A 25,285-nucleotide genomic window follows, 5' to 3' on the forward strand; every position below is an offset into this window, starting at 1 on the left:
GCATGAGTCCCCGACCTATGGCCCGCCCCGGCGGGCGCAGTGCCCGGGTCCAGGAGTCGGTGCACACCGCCGTACGCGAACTCACCGCCGAGGTGGGCCGCGACGCGCTGACAGTGCCGCTGGTCGCCGCCCGCGCCGGGGTCACCCCGTCGACGGTCTACCGCCGTTGGGGCGACCTCCAGGAGCTGCTGTCGGACGTGGCCGTCGAACGGCTGCGCCCCGACACCGCCCCCGAGGACCACGGCGGCCTGCGCGCCGACCTGACGGCCTGGGCCGAGCAGTTCTTCGACGAGATGGCCTCTCCCCCGGGCCGCGCCTACATCCGTGACGCCCTGCTGGGTGACCCGGACGGCACCAACGCGGGCCAGTGCTCGGCCTACGCCGCCGAACAGATCGACGTGGTCCTCGCCCGCGCGGCCGGCCGCGGGGAGGCGGTGCCCGACACGGAGGCGGTGATGGACCGCGTCGTCGCGCCCGTCATGTACCGCATCCTGTTCCGTCCCGACGGGCTCGACGCCGGGTACGCGCGCCGTCTGGTGGCCGGACTGCTGGACGCGTCCGGCTGACACCGGCCGACGCGCCGCGGTCCGGGGCGCTGCTCCGTACGAGTGGTGCGTTCGTGGAGGCGGTCGTACGGTCGAGTACGGGGAACCGGGCGGAGAAAGTGACCCCGAGACGGCCGGGAGCAGACATGGGCAGGAACCCTATGAGGGCAGCGATCACGCTCTGTGCCGCCGTCGCGCTCGCAGTACCCATGGGCACGGCCTACGCGGCATCGTCGGCGCAGCACACGGCCACCGACCGGGCCGCGCACAGCCGGCAGACGCAGGACCCGGTGCTGATCGACTGCGCCTCCCAGCCCCAGGTACGGCCCGAGGCGTTCGTCCTCGCCTGCGGTGACGGCAACAGCCGACTGGTCTCCGTGCACTGGCTGCGCTGGGACGCGAACGCCGCGGTGGGCCGGGGCACCAACGCCGTCAACGACTGCGACCCCTACTGCGCCGCGGGCACGTTCCGCTCCTACCCGGTGACCGTCCGCCTCGACCAGCCGCGGGCATCGGAGGACGGTCCGGGTGAGCGGCACTACACCCGGATGACCCTCACCTACACCGACGGCAGGCCGGACGGGTTCCCGCGCACGGTGAGCTACCCCCTGTCCGGCTGACGGGGCCCGCCGCCCCGCCGGTCAGTCCGGGAGCGCCAGCCGGCAGGTGTCGCCGGGCTCGAGCCGCACCTCGCGGTCCGGCAGCCGGACGTCGATGGGCAGCGGTCCGGAGGCGGGCACGGCGATCTCCAGCCGGCCGTGCTCCAGCCGGAACCGCACGCCCCAGTGGCCCTGGTAGCGGACGGAAAACCCGTACGAGGACAGCGCCGGCAGCGGGACCGGGTCCAGCCACAGGGCGCCCGAGCGGGTCTCCAGTCCGGTCAGGCCCCGCTGGACCAGGTCGAGGGTGCCCGCCATCGCGCCGAGGTGGATGCCCTCACCGGTGGTGCCGCCCTGGAGGTCGGCGACGTCGCCCTTCAGTGCCTCCTGGCAGTAGGTCCAGGCCTCGGCGCGGCGGGCCCGGGCGAGGATCCAGCCGTGCACCAGGCCGCTGAGGGTGGAGCCGTGGCTGGTGCGGGCCAGGTAGTAGTCGACGGTGCGCTGCCAGGTCCCGTCGTCCAAGCGGTACCCCAGCCGTTCGAAGAGCGAGCGGAGTTCGGCCGGGGAGAACAGGTAGCCCAGCATCAGGACGTCGGCCTGTTTGGACGCCTGGTAGTTGTTGACGCTGTCGCCCTCGGCCTCCAGGACGCGGTCGAGGCGCCGGATGTCGCCGTACCGCTCCCGGTATCCCGCCCAGTCGAGTTCGGCGAGGCCGCCGTACCCCTCGAACTGGCTGACGACACCCCCGTGGAAGGGGACGTGGAGGGTGCGGGAGACGCTCTCCCACTGTTCGAGTTCGCCGTCGTCCAGGGCGGTGCGCTCGACGAGTTCGCGGCGGCGGGGTTCGGGCAGGTCGCGCAGCACCTCCAGGGTGCGGGCGAGGACCCAGGCCGCGGTGACGTTGGTGTACGCGTTGTCGTCGAGGCCCGGCCGGTCGGCGCCCGGGTACGCCTCGTGGTACTCGTCGGGGCCGACGACACCCCGGATGCGGTGCCGTCCCGTCTGCTCGTCCCAGGTGGCGGAGTCGGCCCAGAAGCGCGCGATCTGGAGCAGCATCTCGGCGCCCTTGGTGTGCAGGAACTCGGCGTCGCCGCTGGCCTCGCAGTACTGCCAGACGTTGTACGCGATCGCCGAGCCCACGTGGTGCTGCAGGTGCGAGTGGTCCGGCAGCCAGCGGCCCGAGTGCGGGTTCAGGTGGAGCTGCTGGGTTTCCTCGCGGCCGTCACTGCCGCTCTGCCACGGGTACAGCGCGCCGCGCCGCCCGATCGCGCGGGCCGCGGCGCGGGCCCGTTCCAGGCGGCGGTGCCGGTAGTGCAGCAGGGCCCGGGACACCTCCGGGAAGTGCAGGTTGAGGTAGGGCAGGACGAACAGTTCGTCCCAGAAGACGTGTCCGCGGTAGGACTCCCCGTGCAGCCCGCGCGCCGGTACGCCGACGTCCAGGTCGGCGGTGTGCGGGGAGAGGGTCTGCAGCACGTGGAAAAGGTGCAGGCGCAGGATGCTGCCCGCCTCGCCGGGGACGTCGAGCTCGGCCCGGCGCCACAGCTGGCCCCAGGCGGTCCGATGGGACGTCAGCAGGTCGTCGAAGCCGGGGGCGGCGGCCACCCGGTCGATGGCGGCCTGGAGGGGATCGCTGATCGCCGGGTCGCGTGAGGTGTGCAGGGCGACGACCTTGTCAACGGTGACGGTGCGGCCCGGCCGGGCGCGCAGGGTCGTGTGCTGGGTGACCCGCAGGTGCTCCCGGGCCGGGGTGACGGTCGCGCCGGCCGTCGTACGGGCCGCCAGTCCGACGCGGATGTCCGAGGTGCGGGTGCGGCAGCGCAGCCACACCGAGGTGTCGTCGGTGACGCCGGTGTGCACGTGGGTCAGGTGCCGGCCGTCCAGGTCCCGGTAGCGCGGCACCCCGGCGTTGGTGACACCGCCGTCGAGGGCCGACTCCACCTCCAGGTCCACCGCACCGGCGTCCACGGTGAACTCCGTGCGCAGCGCGCCCAGGTGAGGGTCGGCCATGTGCACCAGGCGCAGCTGGCGCACGGTCAGCACGCGCCCTTCGCCGATGCCGAAGTGGGTGAGGCGCTCCAGCACGCCCGAGTCCAGGTGCACGGTCTGCCGGTGGTCGAGCACCTCGGCGGTGTCCGGCGTGAGCCAGTCCCCTCCGGCGGTCCGGAAGCGCAGCGGCAGCCAGTTGGGGAGGTTGACCATGTCCTCGTTCTCGACCTCGCGTCCCGAGACGGCGGAGGTGAGCCGGTTGTAGCAGCCGGCCACGTAGGTGCCCGGGTAGTGCACGTCGTCCGCGACGCACTCGGGCAGCGCGCCGCGGGTGGCGAAGTAGCCGTTGCCGAGCGTGCACAGCGACTCCCGCAGCCGCTCCTCGGCCGGGTCGTAGTGGTCGTAGTCCCAGGTCGAGGGCGTCGCGGTCACTGTGAGCCGTCCCAGGTCCAGTCGGCGACCTCGGGCATGTCCACTCCGTGCTCGCGGATCCAGTCGTGGTGGCGCAGCCTGGTGTCCTCCATCCGCTGCCGTACGGCCGCCGCGCGTACCGCCAGGCCGGGAACGCGGTCGATGACGTCCATGACGAGGCGGTAGCGGTCCAGGTCGTTGCCGACCACCATGTCGAAGGGCGTGGTGGTGGTCCCGATCTCCTTGTAGCCGCGCACGTGCAGGTGGGCGTGGCCGGTGCGCCGGTAGGCAAGCCGGTGGATCAGCCAGGGATACCCGTGGTAGGCGAAGATGACCGGCTTGTCGGCGGTGAACAGGCCGTCGTACTCGAAGTCGCTCATGCCGTGCGGGTGTTCACCGCTTGGCAGCAGCCGGGCGATGTCCACGACGTTGACCACGCGCACGACGAGTTCGGGCAGGTGCTGCCTCAGGAGCTGCGCGGCGGCCAGCACCTCCTGGGTGGGGACGTCGCCCGCGCAGGCGAGCACCACGTCGGGTTCGCGGCTGCCGTCCTCGGTGCCGGCCCAGTCCCAGATGCCGGCGCCGCGCGAGCAGTGCACCCGGGCCTCTTCCATGGACAGCCAGTCGAAGCAGGGCTGCTTGCCGGCGACGATCACGTTGACGTAGTCGCGGCTGCGCAGGGCGTGGTCGGCGACGGAGAGCAGGGTGTTGGCGTCCGGCGGCAGGTAGACCCGTACGGCCTCGGGGCTCTTGTTCAGGATGTGGTCGACGAAGCCGGGGTCCTGGTGGGAGAAGCCGTTGTGGTCCTGGCGCCAGACGTGAGACGTGAGCAGGTAGTTGAGGGAGGCGACGGGGGCGCGCCAGGGCAGGCGGCGGGTCACACGCAGCCATTTGACGTGCTGGTTGACCATCGAGTCGACGATGTGGACGAAGGCTTCGTAGCAGGAGAACAGTCCGTGCCGGCCGGTGAGGAGGTAGCCCTCCAGCCAGCCCTGGCAGATGTGTTCGGACAGGATCTCCATGACGCGGCCGTGCCGGTCGAGGTCCTCGTCGACGGGCAGGGTCCGTTCCTGCCAGGCCTTGCCGCTGGCGCCGTAGACGGCCTGGAGACGGTTGGAAGCGGTTTCGTCGGGGCCGACGAGGCGGAAGTCGCGCCGGTCGGCGGTGGCGGCCATGACGTCCCGCAGCAGGTCGCCGAGGACCCGGGTGGGCTCGTGCGTGGTCGCACCGGGTTCGTCGACGGGGACGGCGTACTTCTCCAGCGGGGGCATCGGCAGCTCGCGCAGGAGGAGACCGCCGTTGGCGAAGGGGGTGGCGCCGAGGCGGCGGTGGCCCTCGGGGACGGCGGCCAGGACTGCGGGGCGTGGCGCTCCGGTGTCGTCGAAGAGTTCGTCGGGCCGGTAGGAGCGCAGCCACCGCTCCAACTGACGCAGGTGGTCGGGGTTGGTGCGTACCGCGGACAGGGGGACCTGGTGGGCGCGCCAGGTGTTCTTCACGGGCAGGCCGTCGACCTCGGCCGGGCCGGTCCAGCCCTTGGGGGTGCGCAGCACGATCACCGGCCAGCGCGGGCGGCTCGTCGCGCCGTCCTCACGGGCGGCGCACTGGATCGCGGCGATGCGGTCGAGGGCGGTGTCCATGGCGTGGGCCATCGCGCGGTGGACGGCGGCCGGGTCGTCGCCGGTTACGTGGATCGGGTCGTGGCCGTAACCGCGCAGGAGGTCGTCCAGCTCGGCCTCCGGAAGACGGGCGAGCACCGTGGGGTTGGCGATCTTGTAGCCGTTCAGGTGCAGGATCGGCAGGACCGCGCCGTCGTTGACCGGGTCGAGGAACTTGTTGGAGTGCCAGGACGTCGCCAGCGGCCCCGTCTCCGCCTCGCCGTCGCCGATCACGCAGGCGACCACGAGTCCGGGGTGGTCGAAGGCGGCACCGTAGGCGTGCGAGAGCGCGTAGCCGAGCTCGCCGCCCTCGTGGATGGAGCCCGGCGTCTCGGGTGCGACGTGGCTGGGCACGCCGCCGGGGAACGAGAACTGCTCGAACAGCCGGGCCATGCCGGTGGCGTCCCGGGTGATGTCCGGGTAGGTCTCGGTGTAGGAGCCCTCCAGCCACGAGTTGGCCAGGACGGCGGGACCGCCGTGCCCGGGTCCCCAGACGCAGAGCGCGTCGAGGTCACGGGCCTTGATCACCCGGTTGAGGTGGGTGTGGACCAGGTTGAGGCCGGGTGAGGTCCCCCAGTGACCGAGCAGGCGCGGTTTGACGTGTTCGGGACGCAGTGGCTCGGTGAGCAGGGGATTGGCCATGAGGTAGATCTGACCGACGGAGAGGTAGTTCGCGGCGCGCCAGTGGGCGTCCAGGCCGGCCAGCTCCTCGTCCGTGAGCCCGGAGGGCGCCTGCTGCGTGTCGACGGACATCGGGGGTCCTTTCCGCGTCGGGACAGCGATCGGGCCACGCGGGCACGGAGGTGCCCGTGCACATCCCAACCCTGCGCAGAGCGGTCGGGTACCCGGCAGGACCGTTCGGGTCACGTCGGTCACCGGACGGGGCCGACTGCGGAATGGCACGGCCGCCACCGGCGCCGACCCCGGTGCCGACCGTGCTGAGGCACCGTGTACCCCAACTTCCGTCGGACACGCAGTCGTTGCACAAGCCTGCACCGGTTGTGGCCGCCGCCACGGAGGGGGCGCGAGCGGGGCCGACACCGACACTCCCCACTCGATACCCCCCTGGGTATATCTGTTACCGTGGCGATGGATACCCCAGGGGGTAATCGGAAAGGAGAGTGTGCCGTGTTCTTTGTCGACGCCCTGGAGACCGAGGGCCTGGGCAACCGCAGCTACCTGGCGGGCGGTGCCCGCGCGGCCGTGGTCGTGGACCCGCCGCGGGACATCGACCGGGTCATCGCCGAGGCCGCGCGGCGCGGGGTGCGGATCGCCGCCGTCGCCGAGACCCACGTCCACAACGACTACGTCACCGGCGGCCTGGAGCTCGCCCGCCTCACCGGCGCGCGCTACCTGGTGCCGGCCGGGGCGGAGGTGGCGTACGCGCGGGCGGCGGTGGCCGACGGGGACGCGGAGCCGGTCGACGAGGACCTGGAGCTGCGCGCGGTGGCCACACCCGGTCACACCCCGCACCACACCTCGTACGTCCTCGAGGAGTCGGGCCGGGCGGTGGCCGCCTTCACCGGTGGCTCGCTGCTGATCGGCGGCGTGGGCCGACCGGACCTGGTCGAGCCCCGGCTGACCGAGGAACTGGCCCGCGCGCAGCACGCCTCCGCGCACCGCCTCGCGGACCGGCTGGACGACGAGGTGGCCGTGTTGCCGACGCACGGATTCGGCAGTTTCTGCTCCTCCTCCCGGGACGGCGGCGAGCACAGCACCATCGGCGCCGAGAAGGCGGCCAACCCGGCACTCGCGCAGGACGTGGAGACCTTCGTGGCAAAGTTGCTGGCGGGACTGGACGACGTGCCCGCCTACTACGCGCACATGGCTCCGGCGAACGCGGACGGACCCGCCCCCGTGGACCTGACCGAGCCCCGCCGTGCCGATGCCGACGAGATCGCCCGGCGACTGGCCGCCGGTGAGTGGGTCGTGGACCTGCGCGACCGGGTGGCCTTCGCCGCCGGGCACGTGGCCGGGTCGTTCAACTTCGAGGTCGACGGACGGCTCGCGACCTATCTGGCGTGGATGATCCCGTGGGGCAAGCCGGTGACACTGCTCGCGGGGAGTGCCGCGGACGTCGCCCGCGCGCAGCGGGAGCTGGCCCGGGTGGGCATCGACCGGCCGGCCGCGGCGGCGGTCGGCTCCCCGGCCGACTGGGTCGTGGACGGCGCCCGGCCGGCCTCGTTCCGGCGGGCCACGTTCGCCGAACTGGCCGCGGCACGGCACGATCGAGCCGACGTGGTGGTGGTCGACGTGCGCCGGGACAGCGAGCGGGCGAACGGCTGGGTCGAGGGCAGCGTGCACATTCCCGTCCACGAGATGCACCGGCGCCTGGCCGAGGTCCCGCCGGGCACGGTGTGGGTGCACTGCGCCGGCGGCATGCGCGCGGCCGTCGCCGCGTCCGTCCTGGACGCCGCGGGCCGCGAGGTGGTCGCGGTCGACGACGGCTTCGCGGCGGCGGCGGACGCCGGACTGCCGCTGGCCACGCCGTCGGACGGCCGCGCCGCATGACCGTGCTCGTCCTCGCCCTGGCGGCCGGTGCCGTGGCCGGCCTGTCCCTGGGCGCGCTGGGGGCGGGCGGGAGCATCCTCACCGTCCCCGCGCTGATCTACCTGCTGGGCTTCACCCCGGCCGCGGCGACCACCGCGAGCCTGGTCGTCGTGATCGTCTCGTCGGTCACCGCACTGGTCGCCCACGCACGGGCCGGTGCGGTGCGCTGGCGGGCCGGGCTGGCGTTCGCCGCGGCGGGACTGCTGCCCGCCGCGGGGGCCGGCGCGCTGTCCGCGCGGATCTGCGGGACGGTACTGACGCTGGCCTTCGCGACGCTGGCCGCACTGGCCGGACTGCGCATGCTGCGCCGCCGCGAACCCCGCGAGGGCGGCTCCGTGCCGGGCGTCCGGGCGGCGGTGGCCGGGGCCGGGCTGGGAGCGGTGACCGGGTTCCTCGGGGTCGGCGGCGGTTTCCTGGCGGTACCCGCGCTGGTGACGGTGCTGGCCGTGCCGATGGGCGCGGCGGTGGGCACGGGCCTGCTGGTCGTGACGGCCAACGCGCTGGTGGCCTTGGCGGCCCGGGCGTACTCGGGCGTACACCTGGATCTCACGCTGCTCCTGCCGTTCCTCGCGACGGCCGTCCTGGGCGCGTGGGACGGGAGACGGCTGGCCGCCAAGGTGTCCAAGGGGACGCTGCGGCGCGTGTTCGGCGCCGTGCTGCTCGCCGTCGCCCTGGCGATGTGCGTCGCCGCGGTGCCGTGACCGGCCCGGCGGGCCTGACCGGTCAGGCCAGGGAGAGGAACAGCTTCTCCAGGCGGGCCCGCATCTGGGCCGAGTCCCGCATCTCGGGGTCGTCACCGGTCATGCACTGCTGCAGCCCCGTGGCGATGATCGAGAATCCGGCCCGGTCCAGGGCCCGGGAGACGGCGGCGAGCTGGGTGACCACGTCCTCGCAGTCGCGCCCCTCCTCGATCATCCGGATGACTCCCGCGAGCTGCCCCTGGGCGCGCCGCAGCCGGTTGAGTGCCGACTTCAGCTCGTCGGCCGACATGTCGAGTTCCACGCTTCCTCCTCCACCGGGCCCATATACCCCCACGGGTATCTTACCCGCGGGTCGCACCAACGAGAAAGGTTCAGCCATGACCACCCGTACCGCACCGGCCACCGCCCTGACCCCGGAGCAGGCGGCGCATCGCCTGGACGAGTTCACCGTCGTCGACGTCCGCTCCCCCGGCGAGTACGCCGGCGGCCACCTGCCAGGGGCGCACAACGTACCGCTGGACCGACTGGACGAGGCCTCCGACGCACTGACGGCGGCCACCGCGCGCGGGTCGCTGCTGCTCGTGTGCGCCTCCGGGAACCGGTCCGCGCGGGGTTGCGCCCGGCTGGCGGCGCGAGGCGTCGAAGCGGCCACCCTCGAAGGCGGCACGAGCGCCTGGGCGGCGGCGGGCCACTCCGTGGAGCGGCCGGCCGCCGCCCGTACGCCGTGGCCGATGGACCGGCAGGTGCGCCTCGCCGCCGGCTCGCTCGTCGCCCTGGGGTTCCTGGCCGGCCGCGCCTGGCGTCCCGCCCACTGGCTGTCCGGCGCGGTCGGCGCGGGCCTGGTGTTCTCCGGGGCGGCACCTGCGGCATGGCGGCGGCGCTGGCCCGGCTGCCGCACAACCGAGCCGCCGGGAGCGCCGTCCCGTTCGAGGAGACACTGACGCGGCTGGCCGGCTGAGCCGAACCACCTCACGACGGTGGGCGCCGACCCCTTCGAGGTCCGGCGCCCGCCGCCATTTTGCATGTCGTGCATCTTTGCATACCATGCAACTTATGAGGGAGAAGGGTGCCGCGGGGGGCGGCCTGCGGGAGCGGAAGAAGCGGGCCACGCGTGCCGCTCTCGCCGAGGCCGCGGTACGGCTCGCCGCCGAGCACGGGGCGGAGAAGGTCACCGTGGAGGCGATCAGCGCCGCGGCCGGAGTCTCGGTGCGCACCTTCTTCAACTACTTCGACACGCGGGACGACGCCTTCGTCGTCATCGACGCGGACGCGGGCGCCCGCATGCGGCGTGCCGTGCTCGACGCACCGGCGGGCCTCTCCCCGCTGGAGGTCCTGCGCGGGGCCCTGGCGGCTGAGCTCGCCGAGGCGGAGCAGCAGCACGAGCTGTGGCGGCTGCACGCCGAGGTGCTGCACGCCTCACCGCACCTGCTGGCCCGGGGCGTCGGGGCGCACATGGCGGCCGAGGCGGAGCTGGCCGAAGCGATCGCCGAGCGCCTCGGCGACGCGGGCGGCGGCATCTACCCGCGGCTGCTGGCCGCGGTGGCCGGTACCGCGGTGCGCACCAGCGTGGACCACTGGTCGGCCCACCAGGAGGAAGCCGCGTTCCTCGACGTCTTCCACGAGGTGTTCTCCCTCCTGGCCGCCGGTCTCCCGGCCCCTCCCGCGTAACCGCCCGCAGCACAGCCTCCGCACCACCTCCAGCGCGCCGGGCGCCGGCGCGAATCGTCAGTCCACCACCGAAAGAGATGCCGTGACCGCAGCTCAGGCGCCCGCCGACGCGCCGCCGACCTCCATGAACCAACGCCAGATACTCCAGGCCATGTCCGGCCTGATGGCCGGCATGTTCGTCGCCATCCTGGCGGGCACCGTCGTCTCCAACGCGCTGCCGACGATCATCGCCGACCTGGGTGCCAGCCAGTCCTCCTACACCTGGGTCGTCACCGCCGAACTGCTGGCGATGACCGCCACCGTGCCCCTGTGGGGCAAGCTGTCCGACCTCTTCAACAAGAAGCTGCTGCTCCAGCTCTCGCTGCTGATGTTCGTGATCGGTTCGCTGCTGGCGGGCTTCTCGCACGACACAACGCTGCTGATCTTCAGCCGGGTCGTCCAGGGCATCGGCGCGGGCGGCCTGACCGCGCTCGCGCAGGTCGTCATGGCCGCCATCATCCCGCCGCGCGAACTGGGCAAGTACTCCGGCATCTTCGGTGCCGTCTTCGCCGTCGGCACCGTGGCCGGGCCGCTGATCGGCGGCGTGCTGGTCGACACCGACTGGCTGGGCTGGCGCTGGTGTTTCTTCATCGGCGTGCCGTTCGCGCTGCTGGCGATCTTCCTGCTGCAGCGGACTCTGAAGCTGCCTACCGTGAAGCGCGAGGTGAGGATCGACTGGCTCGGCGCCTTCCTGATCGTCGCCGGTGTCTGCGCGCTGCTCATCTGGGTCTCCCTGGCGGGCAACCGGTTCGACTGGGCGTCCTGGCAGACCGCCGCGCTCGTCGTCGGCGGTGTGGTGCTACTGGGCCTGGCGGTCCTCGTCGAGGCCCGTACCACCGAGCCGGTGATCCCTCTCGGCATCTTCAAGAACCGCACGGTCACCCTGACCACGGTCGCCAGCCTCCTGGTCGGTGTCGCCATGTTCGGCGGGACCGTCTTCCTCTCGCAGTACTTCCAGGTGTCCCTGGGCAAGTCGCCTACCGTCGCCGGTCTGATGAGCCTGCCGATGATCCTGGGTCTGCTGGTGTCGTCCACCGTCGCCGGGCAGCTCATCAGCCGGACCGGCAAGTGGAAGGGCTACTTGGTGGCGGGCGCGGTCATCATGACCTCCGGCCTCGCGATGCTCTCCCTCATCGACGCCGACACCCACTTCGGTCTGCTCAGCGTCTACATGGCCGTCCTCGGTATCGGCGTCGGCATGCTGATGCAGAACCTGGTGCTCGCCGCGCAGAACGACGTCCCCGCGGCCGAGCTGGGTGCCGCGACCTCCGTGCTGTCCTTCTTCCGCAGCATGGGCGGCACGATCGGCACCAGCGTCCTGGGCGCGATCCTCGCCAACCGGGTCGCGAGCGAGATGACCAAGGGCCTGGAGAAGGCGGGCGCCACCGGTGCCGCCGAGGGCGGCTCGGGCGGCGGCCACGGGGCCGTCCCGGACATGAAGGCGCTGCCCGCCCCGATGCGGGAGATCGTGCAGCACGCCTACGGCGTCGCCACCGCCGACCTGTTCCTCGTGGCCACCCCGTTCGCGCTGCTGGCGCTGGTCGCCGTGGTCTTCATCAAGGAGAAGCCGCTGAAGACCACCAGCGGCATGGAGCGCCTCGCCGAAGAGGCCGGCGAGGCCGCTGCCGCCCCGGCCGACAAGGACCCGGCGGCCCCCGTCGCCTGAGGCTCCCGACACCCCGCACAGCGGGGCCGCTCGTCCGGTCCGGACGAGCGGCCCCGCTGCCGTGTACGGCGTCGGCCGCGGGCCACCACGACCGAACCGGCCCACCCCTCCCCCGCCCCGTGGATCATGTGCGGGGACACCGCGGCTCGCCGGACGGAAAGGCGGTCCTGCGGTCAGATGCCGAAGGGAGCCGCGTAACGGACGGTGCCGGCCGGCAGCGGGTGGCCGGCGTCCAGGGTGAGGGCCATGAGGGCCTCGTCGGGGACGTCGATGCCGATGCCGATGCCGTGGGCGGAGGCACGGCCGAAGCCGAACCGGGGGTAGTACTCGGTGTGTCCGAGCACGACGACGTGGTGTTCGCCCATGCGGCCGGCCGCGGCGAGTGCCGCGCGGACGGCCGCGGAGCCGGCGCCGGTGCCCTGGTGGTCGGGGAGCACGGCGACGGGTGCCAGGCAGAGAGAAGGGCTGTCGCCGATGTGGCACCGGGTCAGCAGGGCGTGACCCGCGGGGCGGTCGTCGTCGTCCACCGCCACGAGGGACAGGCCGTCGATCCAGGCCCCGGGGTCGGCGCGCAGCGCGTCGACGAGGGCGGCCTCCTCGGGCGTGGGGAAGGCGGCGCGGACGATGTCACGGATGGCGGGGATGTCGGCGCCGGTCTCGGCGCGGGTGTTCCAGGTGTGCGACATGACGGGGATGAGGATCCGTTCCTGGGTTGCGCTCGTCTGGGTCAGGCCGTGGCCCGGGACGTGAGGGAGACCCGGGCGCCGCGAAGCGCGGCTTCGGACACGGTCATCGACCTCACCTCCCTGTCCTCCCGATTCATCGTCGAACGCGAACGGCCGCCAGTCCACCCGTGCGGCACCGGCGTCATCACCCGCCGGCGTGGGGCTGGTGTCGCGCCTTCGTGGTGGTCAGTCACGACCAGCGGTTCCTGCACGAGATCGGCGTCGACCGGTGGCTGCGGCCGGCCGACGGGGAGCTGACGGAGACGGGGGCTCCCGAGGTGTGAGCCGAGGGAGGGGACGAGCCGGCAGGGTCGTGGCCGCCGAGGCCGGCCGCCGCTGCGCCGGGTGGCGTTCCTTGCACCCGCGGGGCATCGGACGGCAGGCTTCGGGTGTGGCCACTTTGCTGATCGTGCATCACACGCCGTCGCCGAACTGTCAGGCGATGCTGGAGTCCGTCGTGTCCGGGGCGACCGCCCCGGAGATCGAGGGCGTACGGGTGGTCCGGCGCGCGGCGCTGGCGGCGACCGCGGTCGACGTGCTGCAAGCCGACGGGTACGTGCTGGGCACGCCGGCCAACCTGGGTTACATGTCCGGAGCGCTGAAGCACTTCTTCGACCAGGTCTACTACCCCTGCCTGGACGGGACGCGGGGCCGACCGTTCGGCTACTACGTGCACGGCGGCAGCGACACCACCGGGGCAGTGCGCGGCATCGAGGCGGTCACCACGGGCCTCGGCTGGCAGCGCGGGGCGCCGGCGGTGACCGTGGCCGGCGAGCCCGGCAAGGCCGATCTGGAGGCCTGCTGGGAGCTGGGGGCCGCGCTCGCCGCCGGGTTGATGGACTGACCGAACGCAGGGGTGAGGGTTCCGCCTCCCCACCGCGTCACGGGTCACCCGCGGGTGCGACGGGCGGCGTTCACGTCGGCGGCCAGTGGACCGCGAGGCCGGTCATCCTCCCGTCGGCCCGCCCGTGAGCGTGCCGAGGAACCGGACGTGCGGGCGTCCGCCGGGTCCGGTGCCGGCCACCTCGGCGCGCACCCCGTACACCTCGGCGACCAAGTCCACGGTCAGGACCTCGGCGGGGCCGCCCGAGGCCACGACCCGTCCCTCGGACAGCACCACGAGGTGGTCGCAGTACATCGCCGCGAGGTTGAGGTCGTGCAGCGCGACGACGCTGGTCGTGGGCAGGGCGGCGACCAGGGCCAGTACGTCGAGCTGATGCTGGATGTCGAGGTGGTTGGTCGGTTCGTCCAGCAGGAGTTCGCGCGGCCGCTGGGCGAGGGCGCGGGCGATCTGGACGCGCTGGCGTTCACCGCCGGAGAGGGTGTGCCAGAGCCGGTCCGCCTGTCCCGTCAGGTGGGTGCGTGCCAGGGCTTCGGCAACCGCTTCCTCGTCGACGGCGGACGCCGGCGCCCAGGCGCGCCGGTGCGGGATGCGGCCCAGGCGTACGACGTCCAGCACGGTCAGTTCGACCTGAGTGTCGGCCTGTTGCTCGACCACCGCGACCCGTCGGGCGACGTCCCGGCGGCCCATCCGGTCCAACGGCCGCCCGTCCAGCGTGACGGCACCGGAAGCGGGGGCGAGCACGCCCGCCAGAAGCCGCAGCAGGGTGGACTTGCCCGAGCCGTTGGGGCCCAGCAGTCCGGTCATGGCGCCGGGCCGGGGGCTCAGGTTCACGCCGTCCAGGATCAGCCGTCCGCCGGCGGCGCGGGAGACCCGTTCCGCCCTCAGGGTCACCGTGCCCTCCTGGTGCGGTACAGCACGAGGACGAAGGCGGGCACGCCGATCAGCGAGGTGACCACGCCCACGGGAACCTCCTGCGGTTCGAGGACGGTACGGGCCAGGGTGTCGACCCACACCAGGAAGACCGCCCCGGCCAGCGCGCACACCGGCAGCAGCCCGGCGTGCCCCGGGCCGGTCAGCGCCCGCACCGCGTGCGGCAGCACCAGGCCGACGAAGCCGATGGCGCCCACAGAGGCCACCAGCGTGGCGGTGAGCAGCGCGGTGGCGCACAGCAGCACCAGCCTGGTCCGGGTAACCCGGACGCCGAGCGTGGCAGCCGCGTCCTGGCCGAAGGCGAAGGCGTCCAGCGTCCGGGCGTACCCGAGGCAGACGGCCAGTACCAGCACCAGTACTCCGGCACCGGTCCACACGTCCGTCCAGCCGGCGCCGCCGAGCGAGCCGAGCAGCCAGAACAGCACGCCGCGGGTGGTCTCGGCGTCGGCCGCGGTCATCACGACGAACGAGGTGAGCGCGGAGAACAACTGCATCGCCGCCACGCCGGCGAGGATGACCCGGTCCGTGGTGCCGCCGAGGCTGTGGCTGAGCAGCATCACGAGCGCGAAGGAGCATACCGCCCCGGCGAACGCCCCGCCGGACACGGACAGCGCGCCGCCTCCGACGCCGAGTACGACGACCAGCACCGCGCCGGTCGAGGCGCCGGAGGAGACGCCCAGCACGAAGGGGTCGGCGAGCGGGTTGCGCAGCAGGGACTGGAGCACGGCCCCGCACACGGCGAGTCCGGCGCCGCACACCGCCGCCAGGAGGGTGCGGGGCAGCCGCAGGTCCCAGACGATGCCGTCCCGGATCGGGGTGACGTCGGTGGTGCCACCGCCGAGGTGGGCGACGACCACGGACCACACGTCGCCGACGCCGATGTCGGCCGGGCCGATGGTGACGGCGACGGCGACGGAGGCGCACAGGGCGACGATTCCGGCCGCCGCCCACGCCGGGTGCCGGCGGCCGGCCGCACGTGTGCCGGGGGTGCCGGGGGCCACCCGGCCGACGGCCGTCACTTGGTGAGGCCGTAGGCGCGCAGCGCGGCCGCGAGCTTCTCGACGCCCTCGACGGTGCGGACGGTGGGGTTCATGGCCTGCCCGCTGAGCAGCACGTACCGCTTCTTCCTGACCGCGGTCATGTTCCTGGTGACGGGGTCGGACTCCAGGAACTCGATCTTCTTCGCGGCGGTCTCCGCAGTCTGGGACCTGCGGGTGAGGTCTCCGAGGACGAGGACGTCGGGATCGCGGTCGGCGACGGTCTCCCAGCCGACCTGCGGCCACTCCTGGCGGGTGTCGTCCATGACGTTCTCCGCGCCGACCGCGCGGGTCATCACGCCGGGGGCGCCGCAGCAGCCCGCCAGGTACGGCGAGGTGGAGTTGGCGAACCAGTACATGACGGTGACGCCGGAGGCGTCGATGCCCTTCGTGGCGCTGTCGATCCGGGCCTTCAGGCCGGCGACCAGCTTCTCCCCGCGCTCCTCCACGTCGAAGATCCGGGCCAGGTCGCGGACTTCGGTGTAGACCGCGTCCATGGTCAGGGGCTCGTCGCGGACGCCGTCGCCGTCGCCGCTGTTGTCCTTGCCGGCGCAGTCGGACGGGGACAGGTAGGCCGGTACGCCGAGCTGGGCGAACCGCTCGCGGGTGGCGACGCCGCCGGGGCCGAGCGTGGAGGCGAAGGAGGCGGCGACGAAGTCGGGGTCGGCGTCCAGGACGGTCTCGAAGGACGGCATGTCGTCGGCGAGCCTGGGCACGCCGGCGTTCGCCTTCTGCAGGCCCTTCATGACCGGGTCGGTCCAGGTGGCGGTGCCCGCCATGCGGTCGGCGAGGCCGAGCGAGAGCAGGATCTCGGTGGTTCCCTGGTTCAGGGAGACCGCCCGTCGGGGTGGCGAGGTGACCTTCACCTCGTGTCCGCAGTCGTCGACCGTGCGTGGGTATCCGCTGGCCGCGGCTGGTGCGGCGGCGTCGTGGTGGGCCGCGCCGGCCCCGCAGCCGGACGCGAGCAGGGCGCCGGACAGCAGCCACGGGACGAGGGAGCGGAGGGGACGGCGAGGGCCGGTGGGACGGTCGGAGCCGACGGGGCACGCTGCGGACAAGGAAGATCCTCTGGCGTCGAGGGCTCATGCGCGAAGCCCGTTCGTACGGTGCGGCCCGCGCCGTACGCGGCGCGGGTGCCAGCAGGTCTTCGGACTCGGGTTCGACCGGACGGGACGCCTTCCCGGACGGCTTGTGCCGCCAGTGGCCCGTGTCCCGCCCGTCCCCCTCACCGCTGCGCGTCAGTTCCGGATTCGCACCGGATTCCCTGACCCACCAGGTGGGTTCGACTGGCTCCCGCAAGCTACCACAGGGCCAACGGGCGGCCGGGGGCGGCCGTCCGCCCGACCGCCCCCGGCACTGTCCGTCCGTGCGTCAGCTCTCGGGCACGAGGACGGTGTCGATGACGTACACGTCGGCGCTGGCCGGCCTCCTCCGAGCCGGACGTGGTCGGCTTCGACTTCTGCAGCGTCTCGAAGGAGCCGTTCTCCAGGTCTTCGGCGCGACCCTCCGGCCCACGACGTGGTAGGTCAGGATGCCGGTGAGCATCTCCTAGTCGGCGAGCACCCTGTCCAGGTCGGCACGGGGAATCCGGAGCCGGCCCGGCCCCGGGTTGGCCGATCGACTGAAGACGTTGCGCTGCTGAGCCTGCGACCTGCTTCTGTTCCGGGAGCTGAGAGCCGCTCAGAGGGGCGTCGCGGCGCCGAGGATGAGGAACATCGTGACGGCGGCGTTCGCCGACGACATCGCCGACACGGCGGTCCCGGCGGCCGCGGCCCACGCCGCCAGGCCCACCGAGGTGAACAGCGAGGGCCAGGTGCGGACCGCGGGAGCGGGGCCCAGCAGCGCCGCCACCCGACGCGGCACCGGGCCGGGTGCCGCGAGCCCGGCGAGCGTGGCGACCGGGGTGCCCCGGGAGACGAGGGCCGCCTTGCCGATGGCCGTCGCCACCGCGCGGCGGTTGCCGACCGCCCGCGCGGCCGCCTCGTCCGCCCACCGCTCCGCCGTGTAGGCCACGGCGGTCCGCAGGGGCCGCAGGAACGGATTGGCCAGTGCGGCGAGCCGGACGGCGAGCAGGAAGCGGTGGTGACGGGCGGCCAGGTGAGCCCGTTCGTGGGCGAACAACGCGCGGCGCTCGGCCGGTTCGAGGCGGTCGAGCAGGGCCGTGCTCACCACCACCCGGTCCCGGCGCCCGCCGGGCAGCGCGTACGCGTAGGGCACGTCGTCCGGCAGCACGGCCACCCCCGTGCCCGGCAGGCCGGCCAGGGCACGGTGGGCGCGGCGGCGCACCCTGCCGTGCCGCCACAGGGCCCGGGCCGAGGCAGCGACCACGGCGCACAGCGCGGGGATCGCCGCCTTGCCGACGACCTCGTCGTACGGCACCGCCGCCCGCACCTCGGGGTCGGACCAGCCGTCTGGCAGGGGGTTGCCCGGCAGCTGAGCGGTACCGACCACCATCACCAGGGCCAGGCACACCGTGCTGCACAGGGCCATCACCGCGGCCACCGCGGTCAGGAGCCTGGTGGCGGTCCGCGGGTGCAGATGCTGTTCGGCCAGCCGGGCGATCGGCCACGCCGTCAGCGGCAGGACCAGCGGCAGGAAGACGAAGACCCCCATGCGACGTCAGCCGTCCCCCGCGTCGGGCAGGTGCCCCAGCAGCTCTCGCAGCAGCCGCTCGTCGTCCGCGTCGAGGCCGGTCACGAAGCTGGCCAGCACCGCTCCCCGGTCGCTCTCCGCGTCCAGGACCTTGCGCATCTTCCGGGCGGCCAGACCCGCCTGGTCCGAGGCGGGTGTCCAGGCGAAGGACCGGCCCACGCGCTCACGGTCGACCGCGCCCTTCTCCAGCAGGCGGGTCAGGATCGTGATCACCGTGGTGTAGGCGAGGTCGCCGCCCAGGTGCTCCTGCACCCAGCCGGCCGTCGCGGGGCCGTCCGCCTCGCGCAGCGCCGACAGCACCAGTGCCTCCAGCTCGCCCTGGCCTCGCCGCCGCGGGCGCCGGTGATCCGTCACGGCCCGCCTCCTTCCGCCGCAGTCCCTGTTCCGAGGCGACATCGTATAGACCACCCGAGGGGCACTGGCCGCCGTCTCCCTCTCCGTCCTTGCCGGCCGGCTTCTCCTGGCGCCCCGCCCCCCCTGCGCCAGTCCCATCGGCCGCCCTGGACCGGTCCGCCCCCCGCTGAGCCAGTCCTCCACGCTGAGGCCGGTCTCCGCCGCCCTGGGCCGGTCAGCCCTCCGTGGCGCAGCAGCCGCCCGTGGCGCCGGCCTCCGGGACCGTGCCGAGGCGGCAGAAGCAGGAGGCGTCGACCGGTACGTCCGCCAGTGCCGTGGCCAGCCCGAGCTGCTGCGCCACGATTCGTGCCTCCGCCTCCCTGCCCAGGCGCACCAGGCACTCGTGGAGTCCGTGCAGGGACCATACGTTGCCGGGGTGCTGCAGGGCGCGCGGCAGGGTGTCGTCCAGGCCGAGGTCGGCACGGTAGACCGCCTCGGCCTCTTCGACGCGGCCCTGCTCCAGGAGCAGGGCGCCGTAGGCGTGCCGGGTGGGCTGCATCCAGCCCCACGGCTCGTCGTAGGGGAGGTTGTCGTCCAGTTCGACCGACCGTTCCAGGGCCGCGAACGCGGCGGCGTGGTCGCCCTTGCGGTACTCCAGTTCGCCGTCGAGCATGGCGGAGGCGATGGCGAGGATGTCTGCGCAGGTGTTGTTGAACAGTGTGCGTGTCCCGGGCACCCGGGCGACCGCCTCGCGGAACAGCACGCGTTCGGCCTCGGCCTCGTCGACCCTGCCGGTGGCCGAGAGGGCGACCCCGCGGGCGTAGTGGATCATCGCGGTCGTCACGCAGTACAGGCGCGGGTCGGCGGGCAGCGGCAGCCGGAGGATGTCCGTCCAGCGGCCGAAGCGGATCAGGACGTGCACCCGCATGGCGAGGAAGCCCTCCAGCCAGTCGGCCATCGGGGGGCTCTCGACTCGCAGCAGTTCCTCGGGGACGGACGCCTCCAACTGCGCGACGGTGTCCATGGCGGTCTCGTACTGGCCGAGGAACATCGCGCCGTAGATCTTGAAGTGGTAGTTGTGCGAGCGGTAGAGGGTGTAGAAATTCATCGCGCCGGCCCGTGCTCGGTACTTCTCGTCGGCGGCGATCGCGGCGGTGTTGTCCGACACCACGCGCCGGTAGTCGCCGCACAGCACCTCCAGGTGCGACGGCATGTGGTTGAGGTGCCCGGCGTCGGGGACCAGTCCGCGCAGCCGGTCGGCCACGGTGAGCGCCGCCTGAGGAGTGGCGGACATCTCCATCAGGTGGATGTAGAGGTGCAGGACGCCGGGATGCTCGCGTCCGCCGTCCGCGGCCAGGGCCCGCTCGAGGACCTCCTTCGCCTCCAGGGTGCGGGCTCCCTCGGCCGGACGCCCCGTACGCAGGTCCCACAGCTGCCAGGGGGTCAGGTTCATCAGCGCGTCGGCGTACAGGGTGGTCACGTCCAGGTCGTCCGGGGCCAGTCGGTGGACGGCGCGCATGCTCTCGGCGTACGGCGGGTTCCACACCGAGCAGTCCTCGACGGCCCGGCCCTGCGGGTAACGGGCGCGCAGGGCACCGATCAGGGCGCGTTCGACCGGGGTGGCGGACCTGACCGCCTTCTCGTGGGCGCGTTCGACGGCGGCGTGGGTGCGGTCGACGGTCCGGGTCAGCTCCTCGGTCTCGAAGGCCTCCCACGGTTTGTTGTAGTTCGGGCCGAGGGCGTAGGCGATGCCCCAGTAGGCCATGGCGCAGTCCGGATCGGCCGCGGCGGCGGCCTCGAAGCAGGAGACGGCCTCCTCGTGGTGGAAGGCGTACGTCCACACCAAACCGCGGTCGAACCATCGCTGCGCCTCGGGCGAGGAGGTCGTGACGGGACGGCCGTGGGTGCCGAGGTCGTAGTAGTCCATCGGTTCCATGCCTGGACGTATACCGCAGCACGAAGCGGCCACGTGGTGGTTCACCGGGGCTGTCACACCGACCGGTGTCCCCGCCGGACGCGGTGCGCCCGGCGGGGGTGGGGGGACGGGGTGACGCGGATCAACCGAAGTCGACGTCGCTGCACAGGAAGTACGTCTGGTCCATGTGCGACGCCTGCCAGATCGTGTAGACGACGTGCCGGCCGCTCAGGCCCGAGGTGCTCACCGGGATCTCGTAGTTCTGGCTGGGTGCGTAGCTGCCCGTGGTGGTGAGCAGTTGGAGGTCGTCCCAGCCGAGGGGCTGCGTGGTGGGGTCGAAGCCCTGCCGGGAGACGTAGACCTTGAAGTAGTCGGCGCCGTGGCTGGCCTGGTCGTACAGCTTGACGGTGAAGTCGTCCGCGACCGCCGTGGTCTTCCAGGCTCCGACGGCGTCCAGGGAGTTGTAGCGCCCGCCCTCGGTACGGCCGCCGCTGCACAGCTGGCCGTCGGGGACCACGGCCTCGAAGTTGCCCGCGGAGCCGTTGCGGTACAGGCCGTTCCAGTTCCACATGGCGTTGGGGTTGTCCTGCCACGCCTGCCAGCACATGGGGTCTTCCTGGGCCATGGCGGGGTTCTGGAAGTCGTCGCCCCAGCGCAGCCAGCAGCCGTAGTTGCGGGAGGCGGGGTCGACGACCGAGCCGTGGGCGACGGCGGTGCCGCTCCAGGGGACGAGGGCGAGCAGGGCGGCGGTGAGGGCGCCGAGGACGAGGGTCGACGCTCGCCGGGCTCGCGTGGTGTTACCCGGTGTGGGCCTGGCGTGATCATGACAAGTCATGACGTCCTTCTCTCGCGTGGGGGGACAACATGGGGGTTCCGGACCGAGAGCGCCCCTTGGGAGCGCTCCCAGTGCGGCTCGGAAATTAGGCTGCGCCCGGACAATCGGAATGGCAATAGTTGAATCGCGCCACTTCCTGTAGAGCGGTGGCGCGTTCGGTTCGGTCGGCGGGTCGGGGGTGGGCGCTGGAAGGCCCGGGGAGGTTCGCCGCGGATCACCCGGAGGGGCCTTGTCGGCGGCCCGCTTCCGGTGGAACGATGCCCGCGGCACCGGCTCGCCCGAGGGAGGGAACGTCGTGAGCGAGGAGCAGCAACGGCCTCAGGCCGCCGCCGCGTTCGACGCGCTGGGCGCAGACTACGAGAAGGCCTTCGCCGGGTCGAAGACGCACCGGCGCTCCCTGGAGTGGCTGCTCGGTCGCCTCGCGCCGGGCAGCCGGGTGCTGGACGTGGGCAGTGGCACGGGCCGGCCCACCGCCGAGACCCTGGCCGACGCCGGGCACGACGTCCTGGGCGTCGACGTCTCCCCCGTCATGGTGGAGTTGGCGACGCGGCAGGTGCCGTCGGCCACCTTCCAGTGCGCGGACATCCGCGGAGTACGGCTCCCGGACGCCTCGTTCGACGCGGTCTGCGTGTACTTCTCACTGCTCCAGCTGGACCGGCGGGAGCAGACGGAGCTGGTCCGGCGCCTGGTGCGGTCATTGAAGCCGGAGGGTTACCTGGTCCTGGCCACGGTGCCGCTGGACGTCGAGGGGGTCGACGCCACCTTCATGGGCCAGCCGGTGCGGGTGACCAGCTTCACCGCGCAGGCCCTCACCGCCGTGGCCGAGGAGGCCGGCCTGGAGGTGCTGGCGCAGGAGGCGACGATGTTCACCCCTGCCCACCCTCAGGCCCGGCCGGAACCCCACCTCTTCCTGCACTGCCGGCGCGCGCCGGGGCGCCTGACCGCCACGGGCGCTGCCGCTCCCGCCCACCCCTCACCGCCACGCATGGGGTAACTGCCCACGCCCGGACCGGGGCCCGCGGCCCAAGTGCGCTGCATGACGGAACCTGGCGGGCGACGGCGCGGCACGACTTCCACGACCACACGCGAGCCGTCCGTGCGGGGCGCCCGGGACGCCGCCGAACGCGCCGCGGACGCCCTGTCCGAGCTGATCCGGCACCGCGTCGAGGGAGTCTCTGCGGTGCGCCGGAGCGAGGACGACGGCTGGATCGTCAACGTGGACGTGCTGGAGGTGGCGCGCACCCCGACCCCGTGGTGGAGCTGTCGCGCCAGCTCATGGAGCGCCAGGCGGTGCGCCGCTTCGCCGGGGGACGCCGAGCGCGGAGCAGGAGGAGCGGCTCGGCACGGCGCTGATGCTGCTCGACGAGCGGATGGACGACCTGTGCGCGCAGCACGGCCTCAACCGCGGCGACCTGGATCTGGATCCGGGGCCGCTGGGGCCGCTCCCGCGGACCCCGAGCCGTAGGGCGGCCGCTTCTTCTCGACCGGCGCGGTCGTCCGGGGCGGAGAGGCGCGGGCACCCGGCATGAGCGATCGCTATGATGACGCGGAATCGCTCAAACGAACATTCCGGGGGTGAGAGGCCTGATGCGGGAGCCGGTCGATCTCAGGCGGCAGCGGATCCTGGCGGCGGTCCAGGCGCGCGGTACCGCGCGGGTGCGCGATCTCGCCGACGAGTTGCAGGTCTCCGTGGTGACGGTGCGCCGCGACGTGGAGGAGCTGACGCGCGAGGGCAGGCTGCGCCGCGGGCACGGCGTCGTGCGGTCGACGCTGCCCGCCCAGGAGGCACCCGCCAGGGAGGCCGCCGACGGGGACCGGGTGGCGGTGGTGGTGCCGGAACGGCACTCGTACCTGACCGAGACGCTGCACGGGGCCCGCACGGTGCTGGAGGAGGCCGGCGTGCGCCTGGCGCTGCACATCGCGCCCCAGGCGGCGGGCGCCGAACGCCCGCTGGTCGAGCGGGCCCTCGCGGACGGTGCCCGGGGCCTGCTGCTCGCTCCCCGGTGGAACAGCCTGGCCGTCGAGGAGGCTGACCACGCCTGGCTGTCCGGGCTTCAGGTACCGACGGTCCTCATGGAGCGCCGGCCGCGGCGCGGCAGCGCGCCGCACCTGCTGGACTCGGTGTGCTCGGACCACTGGTACGGCGCGCACCTGGCAGTGGAGCACCTGGTGGAGCTCGGGCACCGGCGCATCGTGTTCGCCACCCGGGACGACAGCCCGACCGCCCGCACGCTGCGGTCCGCGCTGGCCGAGATCGCGGGCGCGCATCCACTGGTGGAGGAGTGGGCTTGGGCGCTGAGCACTCCCGAGTCGGGGCCGGAGGGACCCTACTCGGCGGACGAGACGGCCGAGCTGCCGGTGCTGCTGCACAAGACGGGGGCGAGCGCGGTCGTGCTGCACGGCGACGTGGACGCGCTGATGATCGTGCAGCGGCTGGCGGCCGAGGGGGGGCGGGTGCCCCGGGACTGCTCGGTCGTGGCGTACGACGACGTGGTGGCCGGTCTCGCCACTCCCCCGCTGACCGCCGTCTCGCCGCCGAGGGCGGAGGTCGGACGGATCGCCGCCGAGCTGCTGCTCCGGCGTCTGCGGGAGAGCGCACCCGGGCCCACGCGCCGCGTCGAGCTGCTGCCGCGGCTGATGGTGCGCGGCTCGACCCGGCGAGTGGACACCGCGGACGGGGACGTGGGCGACACGGGCGCGGAGCCCGGCACGATCCCCTCCAATGAATGAGCGTTTGAACGCTTCATTTTCTTCTGATCGATCTATTGACCGTTTGTGCCGGAGCCTTCAGGATTCCCGTGTCCCGAACAGTCGAGTCCGCACGCACGCGGGCCCGCAGGAGCCGCGGGAGGCGCCATGCCCGGACGACCCAGCCGTCGCTCCGTGCTCGCCGCGATGGCCGCCGCACCCCTGGCAGGAGCCGTGAGCGCCTGCAGCGGGGGGAACGGCGCATCGTCGGCCCGCACGGGCACCACCACGCGCATCACCTTCTGGTCCGCCCTGCGCGGCAGCCAGGAGGTGGTCGACGCCTTCAACCGGACGCACCGCACCGTCCAGGTCGATTTCCAGCAGATCCCCTCCGGCGGGCAGGGCGGCTACGCCAAGCTCAGCAACGCCGCCCGGGCCGGCAACGCGCCCGACGTCGCCACCATCGAGTATCCGCAGGTGCCCGGGTACGCCATCGACGGCGTCGCCCGTGACATCACCGACCTGGTCGGCGACGGCCTGCGCCGCAAGCTGCTGCCGCAGGCGCTCGGGCTGACCACCTTCGAGGGCCGGGTGTTCAGCGTGCCGCTGGACGTCGAGCCCATGGTCATGCACTACCGCGCCGACCTCTTCGACGAGCACGGGCTCCGGCCGGCCCGCACCTGGGACGAGTTCGCCGAGCAGGCCGCGACCGTGCGCCGCAGGGCCCCCGACCGCCGGCTGGTGCTGTTCCCCACCGACGGGATGACGCAGTTCGCCTGCTACGCCTGGCAGGCGGGCGCCCAGTGGTTCGACACGTCGAAGGGCGCCTGGAACGTCTCCCTCGCCGACGCGCCGTCCCGGCGGGTGGCGGACTACTGGCAGGGGCTGATCGACCGGGACGACGTCTTCATGAACGCCGTGGAGAGCCGTCAGTCCGACGCGCAGATCGGCAACGGACTCGTCCTCACCCGGCTCAGCGGCGCCTGGGACGCGGGTGCGCAGATGAACGCGCGGCCGGGGCAGAAGGGCCAGTGGCGGATCGCGCCGCTGCCGCAGTGGGACCCCGGGAACCCGGCCGCGGGCACGCACGGCGGCTCCACGTTCGCCGTCACCGCCGACAGCCGGCACCCCGAGGCCGCCATGGAGTTCATCGAGTGGCAGGTGTCCCACCCCGACGCCCTGCGGGCCCGGCTGTCCAGCGGCACCAGCAGCCAGTACCCGGCCGCGCCCGGGCTGGTCTCCGTGGGCCGCGAGGCCTTCGACCGGTCGTACTACGGCGGTCAGGACATCTACACCCTGTTCGAGCGGGAGGCCGAGAACATCGGCGAGCAGTGGCTGTGGGGGCCGCGGATGAGCGCCACCCAGAAGGTCATGCAGGACTCCTTCGCCCGCGTCAGCGGCGGTCAGGGCTCTCTCGTCGAGTCGCTGCGCACCGCCCAGGAGGGCACGATGCCCGACCTCAAGGCCCTCGGCCTGTCCACCACCCAGCACAGCACCTGAGCCGAC

At 73.1% G+C, this 25,285-nt stretch carries 21 protein-coding genes, 4 pseudogenes and 1 riboswitch; of the genes and pseudogenes, 13 read left to right on the top strand and 12 right to left on the bottom strand.

From position 1 onward, the window contains the following. Positions 1-2: 2 nt before the first annotated feature. Together IE142_RS09265 and IE142_RS09270 are read left to right on the top strand one after the other, a co-directional pair. On the top strand, positions 3-566 hold the full coding sequence (locus tag IE142_RS09265; RefSeq protein ID WP_191885241.1) for a TetR/AcrR family transcriptional regulator: 564 nt from the start codon (positions 3-5) through the stop codon (positions 564-566). Between the two features lie 140 nt (positions 567-706). Continuing rightward, positions 707-1,165 carry a hypothetical protein gene (locus tag IE142_RS09270; RefSeq protein ID WP_370466324.1) on the top strand — a complete coding sequence of 153 codons (459 nt, stop codon included), beginning with the start codon at positions 707-709 and terminating at the stop codon, positions 1,163-1,165. A 21-nt stretch (positions 1,166-1,186) separates the two neighbouring features. Here the strand turns inward: IE142_RS09270 and IE142_RS09275 are convergent, their stop codons facing one another. Then, positions 1,187-3,562 carry a glycoside hydrolase family 65 protein gene (locus IE142_RS09275; RefSeq protein ID WP_191885243.1) on the bottom strand — a complete coding sequence of 792 codons (2,376 nt, stop codon included), beginning with the start codon at positions 3,560-3,562 and terminating at the stop codon, positions 1,187-1,189. After that, positions 3,559-5,949: a phosphoketolase family protein gene (locus IE142_RS09280; RefSeq protein ID WP_191885244.1), complete on the bottom strand. Its 2,391-nt coding sequence runs from the start codon at positions 5,947-5,949 to the stop codon at positions 3,559-3,561. The genes IE142_RS09275 and IE142_RS09280 overlap by 4 nt, the downstream gene beginning before the upstream one ends. Before the next feature lie 375 nt (positions 5,950-6,324). Here IE142_RS09280 and IE142_RS09285 point away from each other — a divergent pair, with 375 nt between their 5' ends. After that, positions 6,325-7,707: an MBL fold metallo-hydrolase gene (locus IE142_RS09285; RefSeq protein ID WP_191885245.1), complete on the top strand. Its 1,383-nt coding sequence runs from the start codon at positions 6,325-6,327 to the stop codon at positions 7,705-7,707. Further along, positions 7,704-8,447: a sulfite exporter TauE/SafE family protein gene (locus tag IE142_RS09290; RefSeq protein ID WP_191885246.1), complete on the top strand. Its 744-nt coding sequence runs from the start codon at positions 7,704-7,706 to the stop codon at positions 8,445-8,447. Before IE142_RS09285 ends, IE142_RS09290 begins: the two co-directional genes overlap by 4 nt. Positions 8,448-8,469: 22 nt before the next feature. Here the strand turns inward: IE142_RS09290 and IE142_RS09295 are convergent, their stop codons facing one another. Beyond that, positions 8,470-8,748 (bottom strand): metal-sensitive transcriptional regulator, encoded by a 279-nt coding sequence (locus IE142_RS09295; RefSeq protein ID WP_043384109.1) that lies wholly within the window; start codon positions 8,746-8,748, stop codon positions 8,470-8,472. 76 nt (positions 8,749-8,824) lie between these two features. Between IE142_RS09295 and IE142_RS09300 the strand changes: the two are divergent. The 3 genes and pseudogenes from IE142_RS09300 to IE142_RS09310 all read left to right on the top strand — a co-directional run bounded on the left by IE142_RS09300 (position 8,825) and on the right by IE142_RS09310 (position 11,820). Continuing rightward, a pseudogene (locus IE142_RS09300) lies at positions 8,825-9,405 on the top strand (rhodanese-like domain-containing protein). 86 nt (positions 9,406-9,491) lie between these two features. Then, positions 9,492-10,115 carry a TetR/AcrR family transcriptional regulator gene (locus tag IE142_RS09305; protein WP_191885247.1) on the top strand — a complete coding sequence of 208 codons (624 nt, stop codon included), beginning with the start codon at positions 9,492-9,494 and terminating at the stop codon, positions 10,113-10,115. 124 nt (positions 10,116-10,239) lie between these two features. Continuing rightward, a complete protein-coding gene (locus IE142_RS09310; RefSeq protein WP_191885505.1) occupies positions 10,240-11,820 on the top strand; it encodes an MDR family MFS transporter in 1,581 nt (526 codons plus the stop codon). 173 nt (positions 11,821-11,993) lie between these two features. Here the strand turns inward: IE142_RS09310 and IE142_RS09315 are convergent, their stop codons facing one another. Further along, on the bottom strand, positions 11,994-12,506 hold the full coding sequence (locus IE142_RS09315) for a GNAT family N-acetyltransferase (RefSeq protein ID WP_191885248.1): 513 nt from the start codon (positions 12,504-12,506) through the stop codon (positions 11,994-11,996). A gap of 430 nt (positions 12,507-12,936) precedes the next feature. On the opposite strand from IE142_RS09315, the gene IE142_RS09320 reads away from it, so the two are divergent. Beyond that, positions 12,937-13,389: a flavodoxin family protein gene (locus IE142_RS09320; protein ID WP_191885249.1), complete on the top strand. Its 453-nt coding sequence runs from the start codon at positions 12,937-12,939 to the stop codon at positions 13,387-13,389. Positions 13,390-13,491: 102 nt separating this feature from the next. Here IE142_RS09320 and IE142_RS09325 read toward each other — a convergent pair whose 3' ends face one another. The 8 genes and pseudogenes from IE142_RS09325 to IE142_RS09355 all read right to left on the bottom strand — a co-directional run bounded on the left by IE142_RS09325 (position 13,492) and on the right by IE142_RS09355 (position 21,091). Then, positions 13,492-14,280 (bottom strand): ABC transporter ATP-binding protein, encoded by a 789-nt coding sequence (locus IE142_RS09325; RefSeq protein WP_191885250.1) that lies wholly within the window; start codon positions 14,278-14,280, stop codon positions 13,492-13,494. Further along, positions 14,277-15,320, bottom strand: coding sequence for a FecCD family ABC transporter permease (locus tag IE142_RS09330; RefSeq protein ID WP_370466334.1), 1,044 nt, complete (start codon positions 15,318-15,320; stop codon positions 14,277-14,279). The genes IE142_RS09325 and IE142_RS09330 overlap by 4 nt, the downstream gene beginning before the upstream one ends. Before the next feature lie 14 nt (positions 15,321-15,334). Beyond that, on the bottom strand, positions 15,335-16,339 hold the full coding sequence (locus IE142_RS09335; protein ID WP_502266896.1) for an ABC transporter substrate-binding protein: 1,005 nt from the start codon (positions 16,337-16,339) through the stop codon (positions 15,335-15,337). 138 nt (positions 16,340-16,477) lie between these two features. Then, positions 16,478-16,662: riboswitch (cobalamin riboswitch) on the bottom strand. 65 nt (positions 16,663-16,727) lie between these two features. Next, positions 16,728-16,946: pseudogene (locus tag IE142_RS36485) on the bottom strand (fasciclin domain-containing protein); the annotation flags it as partial. A gap of 90 nt (positions 16,947-17,036) precedes the next feature. Next, positions 17,037-17,969, bottom strand: a complete 933-nt coding sequence (locus IE142_RS09340; RefSeq protein WP_191885253.1) for a M56 family metallopeptidase — start codon at positions 17,967-17,969, stop codon at positions 17,037-17,039. A 6-nt stretch (positions 17,970-17,975) separates the two neighbouring features. Further along, the gene (locus IE142_RS09345; protein WP_179342699.1) at positions 17,976-18,362 is read right to left on the bottom strand and encodes a BlaI/MecI/CopY family transcriptional regulator; all 387 of its coding nucleotides are present in this window, start codon (positions 18,360-18,362) and stop codon (positions 17,976-17,978) included. A 214-nt stretch (positions 18,363-18,576) separates the two neighbouring features. After that, positions 18,577-20,268: a tetratricopeptide repeat protein gene (locus tag IE142_RS09350; protein ID WP_191885506.1), complete on the bottom strand. Its 1,692-nt coding sequence runs from the start codon at positions 20,266-20,268 to the stop codon at positions 18,577-18,579. Positions 20,269-20,398: 130 nt separating this feature from the next. After that, on the bottom strand, positions 20,399-21,091 hold the full coding sequence (locus IE142_RS09355; RefSeq protein WP_191885254.1) for a lytic polysaccharide monooxygenase auxiliary activity family 9 protein: 693 nt from the start codon (positions 21,089-21,091) through the stop codon (positions 20,399-20,401). A 295-nt stretch (positions 21,092-21,386) separates the two neighbouring features. Between IE142_RS09355 and IE142_RS09360 the strand changes: the two genes are divergently transcribed. From IE142_RS09360 to IE142_RS09380, 5 genes and pseudogenes are all read left to right on the top strand, one after another. Further along, on the top strand, positions 21,387-22,085 hold the full coding sequence (locus IE142_RS09360) for a class I SAM-dependent methyltransferase (protein WP_229830319.1): 699 nt from the start codon (positions 21,387-21,389) through the stop codon (positions 22,083-22,085). A gap of 42 nt (positions 22,086-22,127) precedes the next feature. Continuing rightward, positions 22,128-22,337: pseudogene (gene gvpO / locus IE142_RS09365) on the top strand (gas vesicle protein GvpO); the annotation flags it as partial. Further along, positions 22,295-22,556: pseudogene (locus tag IE142_RS09370) on the top strand (gas vesicle protein K). The pseudogenes gvpO and IE142_RS09370, both read left to right, overlap by 43 nt. A gap of 122 nt (positions 22,557-22,678) precedes the next feature. Continuing rightward, positions 22,679-23,821 (top strand): substrate-binding domain-containing protein, encoded by a 1,143-nt coding sequence (locus IE142_RS09375; protein ID WP_191885507.1) that lies wholly within the window; start codon positions 22,679-22,681, stop codon positions 23,819-23,821. 126 nt (positions 23,822-23,947) lie between these two features. Beyond that, positions 23,948-25,279, top strand: coding sequence for an ABC transporter substrate-binding protein (locus IE142_RS09380; RefSeq protein WP_191885255.1), 1,332 nt, complete (start codon positions 23,948-23,950; stop codon positions 25,277-25,279). Positions 25,280-25,285 lie beyond the last annotated feature (6 nt).

This window comes from Streptomyces mutabilis (assembly GCF_014649815.1).
Classification (GTDB): domain Bacteria; phylum Actinomycetota; class Actinomycetes; order Streptomycetales; family Streptomycetaceae; genus Streptomyces; species Streptomyces mutabilis.